Origin of the sequence: Pseudomonas sp. xss_2 (genome assembly GCF_043104195.1) — a bacterium.
GTDB lineage: Bacteria > Pseudomonadota > Gammaproteobacteria > Pseudomonadales > Pseudomonadaceae > Aquipseudomonas > Aquipseudomonas urmiensis.
This window is the reverse complement of the sequence record NZ_JBICKL010000034.1, coordinates 18,355-36,766: the sequence shown is the minus strand read 5'-3', so window position 1 is coordinate 36,766 and position 18,412 is coordinate 18,355. Positions and strand designations below refer to the sequence as shown.

At 64.6% G+C, this 18,412-nt stretch carries 16 protein-coding genes; 7 read left to right on the top strand and 9 right to left on the bottom strand.

Translation table 11 applies throughout. The features are described from left to right. Window positions 1–49 precede the first annotated feature (49 nt). The 9 genes from hslU to gshB all read right to left on the bottom strand — a co-directional run bounded on the left by hslU (window position 50) and on the right by gshB (window position 8,287). Window positions 50–1,396, bottom strand: coding sequence for an ATP-dependent protease ATPase subunit HslU (hslU, locus tag ACF8K2_RS05050; RefSeq protein WP_186557363.1), 1,347 nt, complete (start codon window positions 1,394–1,396; stop codon window positions 50–52). 76 nt (window positions 1,397–1,472) lie between these two features. Next, window positions 1,473–2,003, bottom strand: coding sequence for an ATP-dependent protease subunit HslV (hslV, locus tag ACF8K2_RS05045; RefSeq protein ID WP_158458616.1), 531 nt, complete (start codon window positions 2,001–2,003; stop codon window positions 1,473–1,475). 224 nt (window positions 2,004–2,227) lie between these two features. Then, window positions 2,228–3,499: a dihydroorotase gene (locus tag ACF8K2_RS05040; RefSeq protein WP_392463735.1), complete on the bottom strand. Its 1,272-nt coding sequence runs from the start codon at window positions 3,497–3,499 to the stop codon at window positions 2,228–2,230. Further along, window positions 3,496–4,500, bottom strand: a complete 1,005-nt coding sequence (locus tag ACF8K2_RS05035; RefSeq protein ID WP_392463734.1) for an aspartate carbamoyltransferase catalytic subunit — start codon at window positions 4,498–4,500, stop codon at window positions 3,496–3,498. Before ACF8K2_RS05035 ends, ACF8K2_RS05040 begins: the two co-directional genes overlap by 4 nt. A 12-nt stretch (window positions 4,501–4,512) precedes the next feature. Further along, entirely contained in the window at window positions 4,513–5,031 is a 519-nt protein-coding gene (gene pyrR, locus ACF8K2_RS05030) for a bifunctional pyr operon transcriptional regulator/uracil phosphoribosyltransferase PyrR (protein ID WP_186557366.1), read from the bottom strand. Window positions 5,032–5,083: 52 nt separating this feature from the next. Further along, window positions 5,084–5,509 carry a Holliday junction resolvase RuvX gene (ruvX, locus tag ACF8K2_RS05025; protein WP_264236677.1) on the bottom strand — a complete coding sequence of 142 codons (426 nt, stop codon included), beginning with the start codon at window positions 5,507–5,509 and terminating at the stop codon, window positions 5,084–5,086. After that, window positions 5,509–6,078: a YqgE/AlgH family protein gene (locus ACF8K2_RS05020; RefSeq protein WP_392463732.1), complete on the bottom strand. Its 570-nt coding sequence runs from the start codon at window positions 6,076–6,078 to the stop codon at window positions 5,509–5,511. The genes ruvX and ACF8K2_RS05020 overlap by 1 nt, the downstream gene beginning before the upstream one ends. 264 nt (window positions 6,079–6,342) lie before the next feature. Then, window positions 6,343–7,242: a TonB family protein gene (locus ACF8K2_RS05015; protein ID WP_392463731.1), complete on the bottom strand. Its 900-nt coding sequence runs from the start codon at window positions 7,240–7,242 to the stop codon at window positions 6,343–6,345. A 91-nt stretch (window positions 7,243–7,333) separates the two neighbouring features. Next, window positions 7,334–8,287, bottom strand: a complete 954-nt coding sequence (gene gshB / locus ACF8K2_RS05010) for a glutathione synthase (protein WP_186557369.1) — start codon at window positions 8,285–8,287, stop codon at window positions 7,334–7,336. A gap of 193 nt (window positions 8,288–8,480) precedes the next feature. Between gshB and ACF8K2_RS05005 the strand changes: the two genes are divergently transcribed. The 7 genes from ACF8K2_RS05005 to ACF8K2_RS04975 all read left to right on the top strand — a co-directional run bounded on the left by ACF8K2_RS05005 (window position 8,481) and on the right by ACF8K2_RS04975 (window position 18,412). Continuing rightward, complete coding sequence (locus tag ACF8K2_RS05005) at window positions 8,481–8,882, top strand: PleD family two-component system response regulator (RefSeq protein ID WP_186557370.1); 402 nt, start codon at window positions 8,481–8,483, stop codon at window positions 8,880–8,882. A gap of 46 nt (window positions 8,883–8,928) precedes the next feature. Further along, window positions 8,929–9,294, top strand: coding sequence for a twitching motility response regulator PilH (gene pilH, locus ACF8K2_RS05000; protein WP_392463729.1), 366 nt, complete (start codon window positions 8,929–8,931; stop codon window positions 9,292–9,294). Beyond that, entirely contained in the window at window positions 9,291–9,845 is a 555-nt protein-coding gene (locus tag ACF8K2_RS04995; protein ID WP_264236681.1) for a chemotaxis protein CheW, read from the top strand. Before pilH ends, ACF8K2_RS04995 begins: the two co-directional genes overlap by 4 nt. Before the next feature lie 10 nt (window positions 9,846–9,855). After that, window positions 9,856–11,916, top strand: a complete 2,061-nt coding sequence (locus ACF8K2_RS04990) for a methyl-accepting chemotaxis protein (RefSeq protein WP_186557373.1) — start codon at window positions 9,856–9,858, stop codon at window positions 11,914–11,916. A gap of 10 nt (window positions 11,917–11,926) precedes the next feature. Beyond that, the gene (locus ACF8K2_RS04985) at window positions 11,927–17,203 is read left to right on the top strand and encodes an Hpt domain-containing protein (RefSeq protein WP_392463726.1); all 5,277 of its coding nucleotides are present in this window, start codon (window positions 11,927–11,929) and stop codon (window positions 17,201–17,203) included. After that, window positions 17,196–17,657: a chemotaxis protein CheW gene (locus ACF8K2_RS04980; protein ID WP_392463725.1), complete on the top strand. Its 462-nt coding sequence runs from the start codon at window positions 17,196–17,198 to the stop codon at window positions 17,655–17,657. Before ACF8K2_RS04985 ends, ACF8K2_RS04980 begins: the two co-directional genes overlap by 8 nt. Window positions 17,658–17,794: 137 nt before the next feature. Then, window positions 17,795–18,412 (top strand): hemolysin III family protein, encoded by a 618-nt coding sequence (locus ACF8K2_RS04975; protein WP_264236685.1) that lies wholly within the window; start codon window positions 17,795–17,797, stop codon window positions 18,410–18,412.

Here is an 18,412-nt window from a genome sequence, read left to right as displayed (position 1 = left end):
GGGGCAAGCCCGCTCCCACGCGCCGCTCCCATTACCCTCTGGAGAGGTGTTACAGGATGTAGCGCGACAGATCTTCGTTCTGCGCCAGCTCACCGAGGTGGCTGTTCACATACGCGGCATCGATGCGAATCGGCGCTTCGTCATGCGCGCTGGCCAGGTCGCCAGCACTGAACGACACCTCTTCGAGCAAACGCTCGAGCAGGGTGTGCAGGCGACGCGCACCGATGTTCTCGGTCTTCTCGTTGACCTGATAGGCAATCTCGGCCAGACGCTGGATGCCGTCGCCGACGAACTCGATGTTGAGGCCTTCGACCTTGAGCAGCTCGCGATACTGTTCGGTCAACGAGGCATGCGGCTCTTGCAGGATGCGCTCGAAGTCGCCCGGGGTCAGTGCCTTGAGTTCAACGCGAATCGGCAGACGGCCTTGCAGCTCAGGCACCAGATCGCTCGGCTTGCTCAGGTGGAACGCGCCAGAAGCGATGAACAGGATGTGGTCGGTCTTGACCATGCCCAGCTTGGTGTTGACGGTGCAGCCTTCGATCAGCGGCAGCAGGTCGCGCTGCACGCCTTCACGGGAGACGTCGGCGCCGCCAACATTGCCACGCTTGGCAACCTTGTCGATTTCGTCGATGAACACGATACCGTGCTGCTCGACCGCTTCCAGGGCCTTGGCCTTGAGCTCTTCTTCGTTGACCAGACGGCCCGCTTCTTCTTCGCGGACCATCTTCAGCGCTTCCTTGACCTTGAGCTTGCGGGCTTTGCGCTTGCCCTTGCCCATGTTGGCAAAAAGGCTTTGCAGCTGGTTGGTCATCTCTTCCATGCCGGGTGGCGCGGCGATTTCGACGCCCATGGATTCGGCGACTTCGATCTCGATTTCCTTGTCGTCCAGCTGGCCTTCGCGCAGGCGCTTGCGGAACAGCTGACGGGTGTTGGAGTCGCTGCTCGACTGCGAAGCTTCTTCGGCGAAGCTGCTAGCGCTGCGCGCCTGTGGCAGCAGGGCGTCGAGGATACGGTCTTCGGCGGCGTCTTCGGCGCGGTGGCGCACGCGAATGATTTCCTGCTCGCGGAGCATCTTCAGCGCAGCGTCGGCCAGGTCACGGATGATCGACTCGACATCACGGCCAACGTAGCCGACTTCGGTGAACTTGGTCGCTTCGACCTTGATGAACGGCGCGTTGGCCAGCTTGGCCAGGCGACGGGCGATTTCGGTCTTGCCGACGCCGGTCGGGCCGATCATCAGGATGTTCTTCGGCGTCACTTCAGCGCGCAGCTCGGCAGGCAGCTGCATGCGCCGCCAGCGGTTGCGCAGGGCGATGGCCACAGCGCGCTTGGCGTCTTCCTGGCCGATGATGTGGCGGTTGAGTTCGTGGACGATCTCGCGGGGGGTCATGGACATGATCAATGTGGTCCTTGGGCGCAGTGGGTCAGCGTGGGAAAGCCCAACCACCGGGGTTGGGCGCCAAGACAGCTGATCACTCGGCCAGGTCCTGCTCCTCGATGGTCAGGTTGTGGTTGGTGAACACGCAGATGTCGCCAGCGATATTCAGGGCGGTCTCGGCGATTTCGCGGGCCGAGAGGTCGGTCTTGTTCAGCAGCGCGCGGGCAGCGGCCTGGGCGAAGGCGCCGCCGGAGCCCATGGCAATCAGGCCATCTTCCGGTTCGACTACGTCACCATTGCCGGTGATGATCAGCGAGGCGTCCTTGTTGGCCACTGCCAGCATGGCTTCCAGGCGGCTCAGGGAGCGGTCGGTACGCCATTCCTTGGCCAGCTCGACGGCGGCGCGGACCAGGTGGCCCTGGTGTTTTTCCAGTTGGCCTTCAAAGCGCTCGAACAGGGTGAAGGCATCGGCGGTGGCACCGGCGAAGCCGGCGATGACCTGGCCGTGGTACAGGCGACGAACTTTTTTCGCGTTGCCTTTCATCACGGTGTTGCCGAGGGAAACCTGGCCGTCGCCCGCCATGACGACTTTGCCGTGGCGGCGGACTGAAACGATGGTAGTCAAGGGAGAGTCTCCACGCAGCGGGGCGAAAATGCCTGATGCAGACTCATATGGGGGGAGGGGGGAAGAATTTCAACCGGGGAGGATGAATGGTCGCCGAATGCAACCTGAAGGGTGTGGCGTGGGAGCGGGCTTGCCCCGCGATAGCAACGATGAAAACACATTGCTATCGCGGGGCAAGCCCGCTCCCACGTGACATGCCACTCTACGCGTGGTGCGCGTCGTGATCAGGCCTCGTGGCAGACGTGGCCATCGACCAAGGTATAACGCACCGCACTCGGCAGGCAGTGGCCGATGAACGGGCAGTTCTCGCCGCGTGACAGCCATTGTTCGCCAGCTACGGTCGATGCCTTTGGATCGAACAGCACCAGGTCCGCCGCGCCGCCGACCTTCAGCTCTCCGGCCGGCAGACGCAGCGCCTGCGCCGGGCCTGCGGTCAGGCGTGCGAGCAGGGTTGGCAGATCGAGCAAGCCGTCTTCGACCAGGGTCATCGCCAGCGGCAGCAGCAGCTCGACACTGCTGATACCCGGCTCGGTAGCGCCGAACGGCGCCAGCTTGGCATCGCGCTCGTGCGGTTGGTGATGGCTGGAGATCGCCTGGATAACCCCCGACTTGACCGCTGCACGCAGACCGTCACGGTCGGCCGCAGTGCGCAGCGGTGGCTGCACGTGGTACAGGCTGGAGAAATCCCGCAGCGCCTCGTCGGTGAGGATCAGCTGGTACAGCGCCACATCGGCCGTCACCGGCAGGCCAAGCTCTTGCGCCTGGGCGATCAGCCGCGCGCCACGGGCGCTGGTGATCTGGGTGAAGTGCGCGCGCACGCCGGTCTGCTCGACCAGCAGCAGGTTGCGCGCCAGGGCCACGGTTTCGGCACTTTCCGGAATCCCCGGCAGGCCGAGGAAGCTGGCCATGGCGCCTTCATGGGCCAGGCCGCCGTGCGACAGGTCGCGATCCTGCGAGTGAAAGACCACGGTCAAGTCGAAAGTCGCGGCGTATTCCAGGGCGCGGGCCAGGGTGCGGTTGTTGGGGATTTCCTTCAAACCGTTGCCGAATGCCACGCAACCGGTGTCGCGCAGGGCGACCAGTTCGGCCAGTTGCTCGCCTTCCAGGCCCTTGGTCAGGGCGCCGATCGGGTAAACCTTGCTGTTGCCGGCCTCGCGTGCGCGGTCCAGCACCAGTTCGGCGACCGCCGAGGTGTCCAGCACCGGGCGGGTCTGCGGCGGGCAGCACAGGCTGGTGACGCCACCGGCGACTGCGGCGCGGGTTTCGCTGGCAATGTTGCCCTTGCGGCTGTAGCCCGGCTCGCGCAGGGATACATCGAGGTCGACCAGGCCAGGGGCTGCTACCAGGCCGTCGGCCTGGATCGTGCGGCTGGCGTTGAAGCCGGCAGGGGCTGCGCCTAGGGCAACGATCCGGCCGTTTTCCAGGTGCAGGTCGGTGATGGTGTCCAGGCCGCTGCTGGGGTCAATCACCCGGGCGCCAAGAATGCTGATACTCACAGGGCGTTCTCCAGGTCCAGTAGTCGTTGCGCGTTCTGTCCGCTCATGGCCATCGACAGCACGGCCATGCGTACGGCAATGCCGTAGGTGACCTGGTTGAGGATCACCGAGTGTTGGCCGTCGGCCACGGCCGATTCGATTTCCACGCCACGGTTGATCGGGCCAGGGTGCATGACGATGGCATCCGGCTTGGCTGCGGCCAGGCGTGCGGTGGTCAGGCCGAACAGGCGGTAGAACTCACCTTCGCTGGGCAGCAGGCCGCCGGCCATGCGCTCACGCTGCAGGCGCAGCATGATCACCACGTCGACGTCCTTGAGGCCTTCGGCAAGATCGGTGTAGACCTTCACCCCGTATTGCTCGATGCCTACTGGAATCAGGGTCTTCGGGCCGATCACGCGGATGTCCGGGCAACCCAGGGCCTTGAGCGCGAGCATGTCCGAGCGGGCTACGCGCGAATGCAGGATGTCGCCGACGATGGCCACCGAGAGATTCTCGAAGCTGCCCTTGTGGCGACGAATGGTGAGCATGTCGAGCATGCCCTGGGTTGGGTGCGCGTGGCGGCCGTCGCCACCGTTGATTACCGCCACATCCGGGCAGACGTGTTCGGCGATGAAGTGCGCCGCGCCAGAATCGGAATGGCGCACGACGAACATGTCGGCGGCCATCGCTTCAAGGTTGCGCAGGGTGTCGAACAGGGTCTCGCCTTTGCTGGTCGAAGAGGTCGACACGTTCAGGCTGATGACGTCGGCCGACAGCCGTTGGGCGGCCAGTTCAAAGGTGGTGCGGGTGCGGGTCGAGTTCTCGAAGAACACGTTGCACACGGTCTTGCCGCGCAGCAACGGGACTTTCTTGACGGCCCGGGCGCCGACTTCGAGGAACGAGTCGGCAGTGTCGAGGATCTCGGTGAGCAGTTCGCGAGGCAAACCGTCGAGCGAGAGGAAGTGGCGCAGCTGGCCCTGATCATTGAGCTGCAGCGGGCGCTTGGCGTCGAATGGCGTCATCGCGGGGGACTCTTAAAGGGCGGAAGCGGTGGCGAGGTCCTGGCGCTCGAGGGCGAGCGGTGCGGGTCCGGTCAATTTTACCCGCTCATGGGCGGCCAGCGACAGGGTGGCACCGAGCACATTGGGACGGATCGGCAATTCGCCGGCATCCAGGTCCAGCAGGCAGACCAGGGTGACACTGGCGGGGCGGCCATAATCGAACAGTTCGTTGAGCGCGGCGCGAATGGTGCGACCGCTCATCAGCACGTCATCGACCAGCACCAGATGCTGGCCTTCGACTTCGAAGGGCAACTCGGAGGGACGCACCTGCGGGTGCAAGCCGTTCTGGCTGAAATCATCGCGGTAGAACGACACGTCGAGGGTGCCCAGCGGGCTTGTGTCGGCCAGCTCCTGTTGCAGGGCCTGGGCTACCCACACGCCACCGGTACGGATGCCGATGAAGCGTGGCTCGGCAATGGCGCGGCGGGCCAGGTGGGCGCGTAGGTCGACGGCCATCTGCCGGATCAGCTCGGCGGGATTGGGTAGGCTCATTGCGTGCTCCTCGGGGCGCCGGGTTGGCCCGGCGGCAAAGCGAATGAAGGAATTAGGTGTTGGCCTCCAGCCAGCCCTGCAACAGCAGCGCTGCGGCGATGGCGTCGACCGGATTGTCACGGTAGCTGCCGCGCTGGCCGCCACGGGCCATGCGCTCGCCCTTGGCTTCGAAGGTGGTCAGGCGTTCGTCGTGGGTGTGCACCGGCAGGTTGTAGCGCCCGTGCAAGCGATTGGCGAATTTTTGCGCGCGGGCGCTCATGTCGCTGGGTGTGCCGTCCATGTTCAATGGCAGGCCGACGACGATGGCATCGGGCTTCCATTCTTTGATCAGTTTTTCTACCTGGGCCCAGTCGGGGATGCCGTCCTGGGCTTTGAGGGTGCACAGCTCGCGGGCTTGGCCGGTGATCACCTGGCCCACCGCGACGCCGATCTGTTTGGTGCCGTAGTCAAAACCCAGCAGCAGGCGTAGCTCGCTCATCAGGCGTGGCCCGCCTGAGTGGTCAGCAGGCTGAGGTTGATCCCCAGCAGTGCAGCGGCAGCTTCCAGGCGCTGCTCGCTGGCCAGGCCAAAGATGATCTCGGCATCGAACGGGCAGTTGAGCCAGGCGTTGTCGGCCAGCTCAGCTTCCAGTTGACCTGCTTCCCAGCCGGCGTAACCCAAGGTAATCAGGCTCTGTTTCGGCCCGTTGCCTTCAGCGATGGCGAACAGCACATCCTGCGAGGTGGACAGCGACAGGCCGTCGAGCTCGATAGTGGCCTGGAAGCTGCGCTCCGGGGTGTGCAGGACGAAGCCACGGTCGGTTTGTACCGGGCCACCTTGGTAGATCGGGACCTGCAGGGTGCTGGCAGGCGCCTCATCGTCGGGGCGCAATTGCTCGAGGATGTCGGCCAGGTTCAGCTCCTGGGGCCGGTTGACCACCAGGCCCATGGCGCCATTGGCGTTGTGCTCGACGATGTAGGTCAGGGTCTGGGCAAAGTTCGGATCGGCCATGTGCGGCATGGCGATGAGGAACTGATGCTTGAGGTAACTCGGCGTGAGGTTTTTCATGGGGGATAGTGTGGCGCCAGGTGGCGAGGCTGACAAGGTGCTGCACAGTGTCTCCAGTCCCGACCGCACACTGTCGTGCATTGGATAGGACATTGGCAGCGCTGCCCGACCTTGTGGGAGCGGGCTTGCCCGCGAAGAGACCGGTTTGAGCACCCTTGTGGATGGCGAGGGCTTCGCCCTCGTTCGCGGGCAAGCCCGCTCCCACAGGCCCGCTCCCACAGGGTGGGTGCCAGATCAACCCATCAGCATGGGTTCAGTGATGGCCTAATTGCTCGACAAGCGGTCGCCGCGGGCAAAGCGCCAGGTGCGGATGATCTCCAGGCGATCGAACTCGGCCAGATCCCCGGTAAACGGCGCAAATGGCGCCGCCAGGCGCACAATGCGTTGGGCGGCCTGGTCGAGCACCGGTTGGCCGGACGACTCCAGGACCAACACCTCATACAGCGAGCCATCGCGATTGATCGACACCATCATGCGCAGATTGCCGTAGATCTGCTGGCGGCGGGCATCGTCGGGATAATTGAGGTTGCCGACCCGCTCGACTTTCTTGCGCCACTCCTCTTTGTACCAGGCGCCTTTGTCGCGCATGGTCGAGGCGGCATTGAGGCGGTGGATGCGCGGGCGCTTGGCATACAGCTGTTGTTCGTTGGACAGCTCTGCCTCAAGGCTGGCGATCTGGCTGGACAGCTGCGAGCTGTCGAAGTCGGGCGTGGCCGCGGCAGGCTTGGGCTGTGGCTTGCTTTCCTTGGGCTTGGGCTCGACCTTGTGCAGCTTGCTCGCCTGCGTGGCCACCGCGGACTTCTGTGGCGCCGGCGGGGTCTCGGGCTTAGCCGCAGGGGGCGGGGTGACCTTGTTGATCTTGCTGTCCTGGAACGGCGCAAGTTCGGTGGTCTTGGGCACCGCCTTCTTGTCCAGGGTACCGCTGCCTTGCTGATTGTCCTGGGCCTGGAAGTCGGCCTTCTCGGGCGGTTTTTCGCTTTTGAAGGTGGCCAGGGTGATGTCCATGGTGTGGCGGATTTCACTGGGCTTGACCACGGTAAAGCCGACGCCAAGGATCAGCGCCAGGTGCACCAGGGCAGCCAGGAACAGGGTAAAGCCGAGCCGGTCCACCGGGCGAACGCGGGGTGGCAGCATGTCGGCAGGGATGTCGGCGGGCAGCGTCATCAGGTATCCAGCAACCGCGAAGCGGGGCAGCAGGTCAGGTGAAAAAGACCCGCATCATACCCCACTGCGCGGTTTTGCTCCGCGTTGGTGGTCAGCGCGCCTTGAGCTTGCGATCAATGGCGTCCATCAGTTGCGCACCAATCTGGGTGCCAAAGGCGTTGTCGATCTCGCGGATGCAGGTCGGGCTGGTGACGTTGATCTCCGTCAGGTGCTCGCCGATCACGTCCAGGCCGACGAACAGCAGGCCCTTCTCCCGCAGGGTCGGGCCGACCTGGGCGGCAATCCAGCGGTCGCGCTCGGTCAACGGGCGCGCCTCGCCACGGCCACCGGCTGCCAGGTTGCCACGGGTCTCGCCGCTGGCCGGAATGCGCGCCAGGCAGTACGGCACTGGCTCGCCGTCGATCATCAGGATGCGCTTGTCGCCATCCTTGATCGCCGGCAGGTAGGCCTGGGCCATGATCTGCTGGGTGCCCAGCGCAGTCAGGGTCTCGAGGATCACCGACAAGTTAGGGTCGCCGACCCGGTGGCGGAAGATCGAGGTGCCGCCCATGCCATCCAGCGGCTTGAGGATTACATCGCCATGCTCGGCGGCGAATTGGCGAATGATGTCCGGGCGTCGGCTGACCAAGGTCGGCGGGGTGCACTGCGGGAACAGCGTGGCGAACAGCTTTTCGTTGCAATCGCGCAGGCTCTGCGGGCGGTTGACCACCAGCACGCCGGCGGCCTCGGCCTGCTCCAGCAGGTAGGTGCTGTAGACAAACTCCATGTCGAACGGCGGATCCTTGCGCATCAGGATCACATCCAGGTCGCTCAGCGGCAGATCGGCTTCGGCGTCCAGCTCGAACCAGTGCGCCGGGTCGGCGAACACCTTGAGCCCGCGCACCTTGGCGCGGGCCACGCCCTGGTTCTGGTAGAGGTCCTGCTGTTCCATGTAGAACAGCGTCCAGCCGCGCTCCTGGGCTGCCAGCAGCATGGCCAGCGAGCTGTCTTTCTTGTAGGAGATGGCCGCGATGGGGTCCATGACAATCCCGAGGCGAACGCTCATCGGTAGTTTCCTCTTGGCGGCGCCTGGCCGCGATGACTGGAAAGAAAAGTGGCTCAGGGTGGCGCCGCACGCGTGGATGGTCAAGGGGTGCAGCAGATGGAATGGCCACCCGGAGTGTGCTAAAAATGCCTGCATAGGCCTTCGGGCGATTCAATCGCGGGCAAGCCTCGCGATAAGCGGACTCAACGCGATTATGGAACAACCCCTGAAGGTGATGGTGATCGACGACTCGCGCACGATCCGCCGCACCGCCCAGATGCTGCTGAGCGAAGCCGGCTGTGAGGTGATTACCGCCAGTGACGGTTTCGATGCGCTGGCCAAGATCGTCGACCACATGCCACGGATCATCTTCGTCGATGTGCTGATGCCGCGCCTGGACGGTTACCAGACCTGCGCCGTGATCAAGCACAACAGCGCCTTCAAGGACACCCCGGTGATCCTGCTGTCGTCACGCGACGGCCTGTTCGACAAGGCCCGCGGGCGGGTGGTCGGCTCCGATCAGTTCTTGACCAAACCCTTCAGCAAAGAAGAACTGCTCGATGCGATCAGGGCGCATGTGCCCGAATTCGCCGCGCAGGAACAACACGCACCCTGACCCCGCCGGTGCTGGCGGCGTCACTTTTCCTTGATGGGGAAACAGCATGGCCCGAGTTCTGATTGTCGACGACTCGCCGACAGAGTTGCACAAACTGACCGCAATACTGGTAAAGCATGGCCATGAGGTCCTTAAAGCGGAAAACGGCGCCAATGGCGTAGCCCTGGCCCGTCAGGAGAAGCCCGACGTGGTCCTGATGGATATCGTCATGCCGATCCTCAATGGTTTCCAGGCCACCCGCCAGCTGGCCAAGGACGATGCGACCAAGGCCATACCGGTCATAGTTATCACCGCCAAAGACCAGGATACCGACCGCATCTGGGCAACCCGTCAGGGCGCCCGTGACTTTCTGATCAAGCCGGTGGAAGAAGAGGCGCTGATCGCCAAACTCAAAGAAGTGCTCGCAGGTTGACCACCCGCCCGCAAGGCGCGTCGCTGACCGCCTTCGAGTTGCTGCTGGATATCGACCGGCGCTGCCGCCTGCTGGTGGCCGACCAACCGTTGCAGGACAACCGCTTGCAGCAGTGGAGCGGGATCGGTTTTCGGATTGCCGGGCAGTGGTTCGTGGCGCCGATGGGCGAAGTTGCCGAAGTTTTGCGTGAGCCGCGCAGCAGCCGTGTGCCGGGGGTGCAGCCGTGGGTCTGCGGCGTCGCCAACCTGCGCGGGCGGTTGCTGCCGGTGATGGACCTGAGCAGCTTCTTCGGCCTCGGCCCGGTAGCGCCGGGCAAGCAGCGGCGCGTGCTGGTATTGGACCACGAAGACCTGTTCGCCGGGCTGTTGGTCGATGAGGTGCTGGGTTTGCAGCACTTCACCCTGAGCAGCCTCGACCTGTCGCCGCCGCAGCCGCTGTTGCGCGCAGCGGCGCCGTTCGTTCAGGGGCATTTCCCGCGGGAGCGCAATTGGGCGATCTTCAGTCCGTTCGCCTTGGCCCAGGCGCCGGGCTTTCTTGATGTAGCGTTGTAGAGGATCGACCGTGAACAAGCCCGCCAGCCCCGTCACTCCACCCGCCGTGACTCCGCGTGCGCGCAGCAGTGCGCAGATCACCGTGCTGTTCGTGGTGCTGATCCTGTCGATCGTCTTGCTGTTCGCCAATTTCGCCTACCTCAATACCCAGTCCAACTACGACAAGCAGTACATCGGCCATGCCGGCGAGCTGCGCGTGCTGTCCCAGCGCATTGCCAAGAACGCCACCGAGGCTGCCGCAGGCAAGGCGCTGGCGTTCAGGTTGCTGTCGGATGCGCGCAACGACTTCGAGCGTCGCTGGAGTTACCTGCGCGAAGGCGACAAGACCACGGCGTTGCCAGCAGCTCCGGCGAAGATGCGCGATGAAATGGAGGCGGTGCGCCAGGATTGGGAAAACCTGCGCAAGAACACCGACACCATCTTGGCCAGCGAGCAGACCGTATTGTCGCTGCACCAGGTGGCGGCAACCCTGGCCGAAACCGTGCCGCAGTTGCAGGTTGAGTACGAAAAGGTGGTGGAAATCCTCCTGCAGAGTGGTGCGCCCGCCAGCCAGGTGGCGGTGGCGCAGCGTCAGTTGCTGTTGGCTGAGCGCATTCTCGGTTCGGTCAACACCGTGCTGGCCGGCGATGACACCGCAGTGCAGGCCGCAGACGCCTTTGGCCGCGATGCCAGCCGCTTCGGTCAGGTGCTCGAAGGCATGCTTGGCGGCAACCCGGCGATCCAGGTCACCCGGGTCGAGGATGCCGACGCCCGCGCGCGGCTGGCCGAGATCGCCGAGTTGTTCCAGTTCGTCGCCGGCAGCGTTGATGAAATTCTGGAAACCTCGCCTGAGCTGTTCCGTGTGCGCGAAGCCGCGAGCAACATCTTCAGCCTGTCGCAGACCTTGCTTGATGAGGCCTCGCACCTGGCCAACGGCTTCGAGAACCTGGCCAACGGGCGCACCCTGGATACTGTCGGCGGCTACGTACTGGGCCTGATTGCCTTGGCCTCGATTATCCTCATCGGTTCGGTGATGGTTCGTGCCACTAACCGCCAACTGCGCGAAACCGCCGAGAAGAACGAACGCAACCAGCAGGCGATCATGCGCCTGCTCGATGAAATCGAAGAACTGGCCGACGGCGACCTGACCGTGACGGTTTCGGTGACCGAGGACTTCACCGGAGCGATCGCCGACTCGATCAACTATTCCGTCGACCAGCTGCGCGACCTGGTCGCGACCATCATCCACAGCGCCGTGCAAGTGGCCGCTGCGGTACAAGACACGCAAAACACCGCCCGCCAGTTGGCCAAGGCCTCCGAGCACCAGGCCGACCAGATCAGCGAAGCGTCGCTGGCGGTCGGCGACATGGTCGAGTCGATCGATCGCGTCTCGGCGCATGCCTATGAGTCGGCCAAGGTTGCCGAGCGTTCGGTTGCCATCGCCAACAAGGGCAACGAGGTGGTGCACAACACCATCCAAGGCATGGACAACATCCGCGAGCAGATCCAGGACACCGCCAAGCGGATCAAACGCCTGGGTGAGTCGTCGCAGGAGATCGGCGATATCGTCAGCCTGATCGACGACATTGCCGAGCAGACCAACATCCTCGCGCTCAACGCCGCGATCCAGGCCTCGCTGGCCGGGGAGGCGGGGCGCGGGTTTGCCGTGGTTGCCGACGAAGTGCAGCGCCTGGCTGAGCGCTCCTCGTCGGCCACCCGCCAGATCGAAGCGCTGGTGCGTACCATCCAGACCGACACCAACGAGGCGGTGATTTCCATGGAGCAGACCACCGCCGAGGTGGTACGTGGAGCGCGCCTGGCGCAGGATGCCGGGGTTGCCCTGGCCGAGATCGAAGGGGTTTCGCAGACCATGGCCGATCTTATCCACAGTATCTCCGATGCCGCCCAGTTGCAGACTTCCTCGGCCGGGCAGATTTCCCACACCATGGCGGTGATCCAGCAAATCACCGCGCAGACCTCCGCCGGCTCCGGTGCCACCGCCGACAGCATTCGCCACCTGGCGCGCATGGCCAGTGAGATGCGCCGCTCGGTTTCCGGTTTCACCCTGCCGGCACCCGCCGAGCCGCGTTGAGGAATCACCCATGGCCTCTGCCGCAGTGAGCCCCGAACGCCACGACACGGTCGCCCTGGCCTGGACCAAGGCGCCGATTCTCGATTGCCTGGCGCAGGCGCGCCAGGCCCTGGAGCGCTTTGCCGGCGACCCTGGCGATCTGTCGATGCTGGCCTTTTTTGTGGATAACCTGCACCAGGTGCATGGCTGCCTGCGCATGCTTGAGCTGCGTGGCGCAACGCGCCTGGCCGAAGAACTCGAGTTGCTTGGCCGGGCCATGGCTGACGGCCAGATCACCCCTCGGGGCGATTGCCTGGGCGCGATGTTCCGTGGTCTGGAGCAACTGCCGCCGTATCTTGAGCGCCTGCGCGGCGCCCGCCATGACCTCCCGCTGGTCATGCTGCCGCTGCTCAACCGCCTGCGCGAGTGTCGCGGCGTCGAGGCGTTGGCCCAGGGCAGCCTGATGGGCGACGCGGCGCAGCGCCTGGCTGGCGCGGCGGATCTGGCCGACCTCGACTTGTCGTTGGGCAACTGGCGCGAACAATTGCAGGCAGGCCAAGGCCGCGATGCCCTGCGCTCGGTGGTCAGCGCGCTGTGCGACGACCTGATGCGCATCAAGGATTGCCTGGACCAGTTCGTGCGCGGCGAGCAGTCGCGTGAGCAACTCGATGCCCTGGTATCGCCGTTGCGCCAGGTCGCCGACACCCTGGCGGTGCTGAATTTCCAACAGCCGCGGCGGGTGATCATCGACCAGGTGCTGGCCTTGCAGGCCCTGGCCCAAGACCAGCAACCGGTGGACGATGCCCTGTTGATGGACGTCGCCGGGGCGCTGCTGTACGTCGAGGCGACCCTCAACGGCATGGTTGGCCCGTTGGAAGAGAGTGGCCAAGGCAGCATGCCGGGCTCGGACCTGGCACAGATCCGCCAGCAGGTGCTGAGCGAAGCGGTATCGGTGCTGCAGCAGGCCAAGGACCTGATCGGCGACTGCCTCGAATCCGGCTGGCCCCGCCAGCGCTTGCAGGCGCTGCCGGGTTTGCTGCACCAGGTGCGCGGGGCGCTGTCGATGCTGATGCTGCCAGCCGCCGCCGAGCTGTTCGCTGGCGCGGCCGGCTATGTGCAGGGCTGGCTGGCGCACCTGGACGAAGAGCCGCCGCAGGCTGAACTGACCCACCTGGCCGACGCCCTCAGCGCTGGCGAATGCTATCTGCAATGGCGGGTGGCCGATCCGCTGGCCGATGCTCAGCCATTCATTGAAATGGCCCGTGCCAGCCTGGCGGCACTGGGTGTGACTTGCCGCATTGGCGGGTTGGCCGATGAGGTCGAGGAAATCGATGCCGAGCTGCGCGAGGTGTTTCTCGAAGAAGCCAACGAGCTGTTGCCAGACCTTGAGCGGCACTGGCTGCGCTGGCGCGCCGACAACAGCTTGCGCGACGCCCTGATCGAAGTCCGGCGTGCGCTGCATACGCTCAAGGGCAGTGGGCGGATGGTCCATGCCCAGGCACTCGCCGAATTGGCCTGGGGGGCCGAACACCTGATCAACCGCGCGCTGGAAGGACGGGTGAGCCTGGCGGGCGAGGGTGTGGTTGCCTTGCAGCAGGTGTTCGTGCGTTTGCCAGACCTGCTCGCTGATTTTGCCGTCGGCCATTTACCACCGCTGGTAGAGGTCGAGCCGTTGTCGGCGCACTTGCATGGCTTGGCCAACAACCAGGCCAGCAGCGCCGCCGAAGTCGACGGGCTCGACCCGCAGCTGCTGGAGATCTTCCGTAACGAGGCCCAGGGCCACATGGCCAGCCTCGAGGCGTTTTTGCAGGAGACGCATGGCCAGGACACACCGGTCAGCGACAGCTTGCAGCGCGCCCTGCACACGCTCAAGGGCAGCGCCGCGATGGCCGGGGTGATGCCGATCGCCGAGCTGGCCACCGCCTTCGACCGCCTTGCGCGCGAATACAAAGGCCACCAGCTGCCGTTGCAGCTGGCCGAGATCGACTGGCTGGAAGCCGGGCGCACGCTGTTCCAGTTGGGCCTGAGCCAACTGAGCAGCACGCCGCTGGCAGCCATTCCCGGCGCTGCCGAGCTGATCGAGCAAGTCGGTCAAGGCGTCGATGGCCGTTTGGCCAGCTTGCAGGATGAGCCCCATCACAGTCGCCGGCGCCGCGACCCTCAGCTGATCGCCAACTTTCTCGCCCAGGGCATGGACATCCTGCTCGATGCCGAGTCGTTGCTTTTGAGCTGGCAGCAGCATCCGGAGCAACGCCAGGCGCTGGAGACCCTGCTCGACGAGCTGACCACGCTCAGCCATGGCGCCCACCTGGCGGACCTGTGGCAGCTGGATGAGCTCTGCGAAGGCCTGCTCGATCTGTACGGGGCGGTGGAAGAGGGCAGCCTGGCGGCTGACCCAGCGTTCTTTGCCCAGGCCCAACAAGCCCATGACGCGCTGATCGACATGCTCGACGAGGTCGCTGCCGGGCAGGAAGTGACCGCGCGCCCAGAATGCCTCGATGGCCTGCGCGCGCTGTTGGACACGGCGCTGGCGCCTGATGCTACCGGGCTGGTCGGGCGCGACGGGGTGACGCCATTGCCGACTGTGGACAACAGCGCGGAACCGGCGTTGGTGCAACTGTTTCTCGAAGAGGCCGGGGATATCCTCGACAGTGCCGACCAGGCGCTGCAGCAGTGGCAGCAGGACAGCGAAAGCGCGTCGAACCTGTCGGCGTTGCAGCATGAGGTGCAAACCCTCAAGGGTGGCGCGCAGATGGCTGCGATAGGCGCGGTGGAGATCCTCGCCCAAGAGCTGGCGCTGCTCTACGAAAGCCTGGTGGATCGCCGCCTGGGCCCCAGCGCGGCGCTGTTCGAGCTGCTCAAGCGCAGCCATGCGGCGCTGGCCGAGATGCTCGAAAGCCTGCGCGAGGGGCAATCACCAGGCTCGGCGGTAGCGCTGCTCGCGCAGCTGCGTGAGTTTCGCCATGCGCCTGCGCCCGCCGAACTGTCAGAATCGCCGCCAGAGGTCGACAGCCCTGGCGACAAGGAACTGCTCGACGTGTTCCTCGAAGAGAGCTCCGACATCGTCGAAAGCTCTGCCGCCGCGCTGGCGCGTTTGCAGGCTGATCCGCGCAGTAGCGTCGAAGTCGAAACCCTGCTGCGTGACCTGCACACGCTCAAGGGCGGCGCACGTATGGTCGAGATCGCCGCCATTGGCGACCTCGCCCACGAACTGGAATTTCTTTACGAATTGCTCGCCGCTGGGCGTTTGCCCGCGACTCCGGCGCTGTTCTCGCTGCTGCAAAACTGCCACGACCGCCTGGCGCACATGCTCGATGCGGTGCGCCTGGGCCAGCCGTTGCATGCTGCCACGGCGCTGATCGACTACATCCGCAACTTCAGCAGCGCCGCCTTGACTGACAGTGTGGCCAGCCAGGGCCCAGCCGACATCGCCCCTGCCGAAGCCCCGGTTGCCGCTGCGGAGCGTGCGCCGGGCGACATGGTTAAGGTCGATGCCGAGCTGCTCGATGACCTGGGCAACCTGGCGGGTGAGCATTCGGTGATCCGTGGGCGCATCGAGCAACAGGTCAACGACGCCCAATTCGCCCTCAACGAGATGGAAACTACCCTTGAGCGGATGCGCGACCAACTGCTGCGCCTGGACATTGAGACCCAGGGGCGCATGTCCAGCCGCTACCAGGCCGAGGGCGACGCCTACGATGACTTCGACCCCCTGGAGATGGACCGCCACTCACAGTTGCAGCAGTTGTCGCGGGCGTTGTTCGAGTCGGCCTCGGACCTGCTCGATCTGAAGGAAACCCTGACCCAGCGTGCTCAGGAAGCGCAGAGCCTCCTGCAACAGCAGGCGCGGGTCAACAGCCAGTTGCAAGAGGGCCTGACCGCCACCTTGATGGTGCCGTTCGAGCGCCTGGTGCCGCGTTTGCAGCGGGTAGTGCGGCAAGTGGCCAGCGAGCTTGGCAAGCAAGTCGAGCTGGTGGTTGGCAATGCTGAGGGCGAGCTCGATCGCAGCGTCCTGGAGCGCATGGTGGCGCCGCTGGAGCATATGCTGCGCAACGCCGTCGACCATGGCCTGGAGTCGCGTGAAGTGCGCCTGGCGGCGGGCAAGCCGGAGCTGGGCACGATTCATCTGAACCTGCTGCACGAAGGCGCCGACATCGTCATCGAAATGAGCGATGACGGCGCAGGGGTGCCCTTGGCTGCGGTACGCGACAAGGCCATCAAGCGCGGCTTGCTCGACCCGCAAGCGCGCTTGAGCGATCACGAGATCCTGCAGTTCATCCTGCGGCCAGGCTTCTCCACGGCGGAAAAGATCACGCAGATTTCCGGGCGTGGCTTGGGCATGGATGTGGTCCACGAAGAGGTCAAGCAGCTCGGCGGCTCGATGAGTATCGAATCCAGTCCAGGCAAAGGCGCACGCTTCCTGATTCGCCTGCCGTTCACCGTGTCGATCAACCGGGCGTTGATGGTGCACCTGGGTGATGAGCAATACGCGATCCCGCTCAACACCATCGAAGGCATCGTGCGCGTGCCGCCGGCCGAGCTTGCCGCCTGCTACCAGTTGGAGGCGCCGCGTTACGTGTATGCCGGCCATGCCTATCAGTTGCGCTATCTCGGCGAGCTGTTGCAAGGCGGCAGTGCCCGGCCAAGCCTGCTCGGACAAAGCGTGCCGCTGCCGGTGGTGCTGGTGCATTCGCATGAGGAGTCGTTCGCCATCCAGGTGGACAGCCTGTCGCCGAGCCGCGAGATCGTGGTCAAGAGCCTGGGGCCGCAGTTCGCTGCTGTACCTGGTCTGTCTGGGGCAACCTTGCTCGGCGATGGCCGGGTGGTGCTGATTCTCGATCTGCTCGGTCAGCTACGGGGCCAGCAGCGGCGTCTGGCGCGTCTGCCGGGCGGTAATGATCGCCAGCACCAGCTGTTCGGCCCTGCGCCGCGTCAGCGTTTGTTGATCATGGTGGTGGACGACTCGGTGACCGTGCGCAAGGTTACCAGCCGCTTGCTCGAGCGCCACGGCATGAGCGTGCTGACCGCCAAGGATGGCCTCGATGCCATGGCCCTGCTCGAAGAGCATCGGCCAGATGTGTTGTTGCTGGACATCGAGATGCCGCGCATGGACGGTTTTGAAGTGGCCACGCGGATCCGCCGCGACCAGCGCCTGAAAGATCTGCCGATCATCATGATCACCTCGCGCAGCGGCCAGAAGCACCGCGACCGGGCCATGGCCATCGGCGTCAATGATTACCTCGGCAAGCCGTATCAGGAATCGGTGTTGCTGCAGAGCATCGCTCACTGGAGCCAATCGCATGCTTGAACATATTGCCGGTCAGCGCAGCACCTTGACCGGGCTGCTGTTACCGCTGGGCGATCGCACCCTGGTGTTGCCCAATGTCGCGGTGGCCGAATTGATTGGCCAGCGTGCGCTGTCGTGCCAGATCGGCGAGCCGCGTTGGCACCTGGGCTGGATCGACTGGCGTCAGCAGCGCTTGCCGTTGATTGGCTTCGAGGCTGCCTGTGGTGCAGAGACCGTGTGCGGCGAGCGGGCGCGGATTGTCGTGCTCAATGCGCTGGGCGATACCGGCCTACGTTACCTGGCGCTGTTGCTGCAGGACATTCCGCGTTCGTGCAAGCTCGACAGCCAGCTGAATTATGTCGATGTGCCGCTTAGCGAACTGGAACTGGCGGCGGTGCAGGTAGCCGAGCAGGTGGCGCGGGTGCCGGATCTGGTGGGGCTGGAGCGCATGGTGCGCGAAGCTGCGCTTCGCTAGCGTCAAGTTGTAAGCTTCAAGCGGCAAGCTGGCGTGCGTCGGTACAGAGTCGGTGCCCAGGTCGTACAGGCGCCGCTGACCTTTTTCTTGAAGCTTGCAGCTTGAAACTTGACGCTGCTCCTGAGGTCTGTGTTTGCATGTATTACGGTGAACGCTTCAATGCCTGGACGCACCTGGTTGGTGCGGTACTGGCCTGCATAGGCGCTATCTGGTTGATCGTCACAGCCGGGTTGCAGGGCGATCCGTGGAAGATCGTCAGTTTCTCCATCTACGGCGGCACCCTGTTGCTGCTCTACAGCATCTCGACCCTCTACCACAGCACTCGCGGGCGGGCGAAGGTGATCATGCGCAAGCTCGATCACCTGTCGATCTACCTGCTGATCGCCGGCAGCTATACCCCGTTCTGCCTGGTCAGCCTGCGCGGGCCTTGGGGCTGGAGCCTGTTCGGGGTGGTCTGGGGGCTGGCGGTGATCGGCATGCTCCAAGAGATCAAGCCACGCTCCGAAGCGCGGGTGCTGTCGATCATCATCTACGCGGTCATGGGCTGGATCGTGCTGGTAGCGGTCAAGCCCCTGTTGCGCACCCTCGGCGCTGCTGGCTTTGCCTGGCTGGCGGCCGGTGGTGCGTTCTACACCATCGGCATCATCTTCTTCGCCTTTGACAGCCGCTTTCGCCATTGGCATGGCATCTGGCATCTGTTCGTTATCGCCGGCAGCTTGCTGCACTTCATCGCAGTGTTCTTCTACGTGCGCTAG

Bases quoted from the DNA above. Each gene is read 5' to 3' on its own strand.
- pilH (WP_392463729.1), top strand. From the start codon at position 8,929: ATGGCCCGAGTTCTGATTGTCGACGACTCGCCGACAGAGTTGCACAAA.
- ACF8K2_RS05015 (WP_392463731.1), bottom strand. From the start codon at position 7,242: ATGACGCTGCCCGCCGACATCCCTGCCGACATGCTGCCACCCCGCGTT.
- ACF8K2_RS05005 (WP_186557370.1), top strand. From the start codon at position 8,481: ATGGAACAACCCCTGAAGGTGATGGTGATCGACGACTCGCGCACGATC.
- ACF8K2_RS04985 (WP_392463726.1), top strand. From the start codon at position 11,927: ATGGCCTCTGCCGCAGTGAGCCCCGAACGCCACGACACGGTCGCCCTG.
- pyrR (WP_186557366.1), bottom strand. From the start codon at position 5,031: ATGAGCCTACCCAATCCCGCCGAGCTGATCCGGCAGATGGCCGTCGAC.
- hslU (WP_186557363.1), bottom strand. From the start codon at position 1,396: ATGTCCATGACCCCCCGCGAGATCGTCCACGAACTCAACCGCCACATC.
- ACF8K2_RS04975 (WP_264236685.1), top strand. From the start codon at position 17,795: ATGTATTACGGTGAACGCTTCAATGCCTGGACGCACCTGGTTGGTGCG.
- ruvX (WP_264236677.1), bottom strand. From the start codon at position 5,509: ATGAGCGAGCTACGCCTGCTGCTGGGTTTTGACTACGGCACCAAACAG.
- gshB (WP_186557369.1), bottom strand. From the start codon at position 8,287: ATGAGCGTTCGCCTCGGGATTGTCATGGACCCCATCGCGGCCATCTCC.
- ACF8K2_RS05020 (WP_392463732.1), bottom strand. From the start codon at position 6,078: ATGAAAAACCTCACGCCGAGTTACCTCAAGCATCAGTTCCTCATCGCC.
- ACF8K2_RS04980 (WP_392463725.1), top strand. From the start codon at position 17,196: ATGCTTGAACATATTGCCGGTCAGCGCAGCACCTTGACCGGGCTGCTG.
- ACF8K2_RS05035 (WP_392463734.1), bottom strand. From the start codon at position 4,500: ATGACGCCATTCGACGCCAAGCGCCCGCTGCAGCTCAATGATCAGGGC.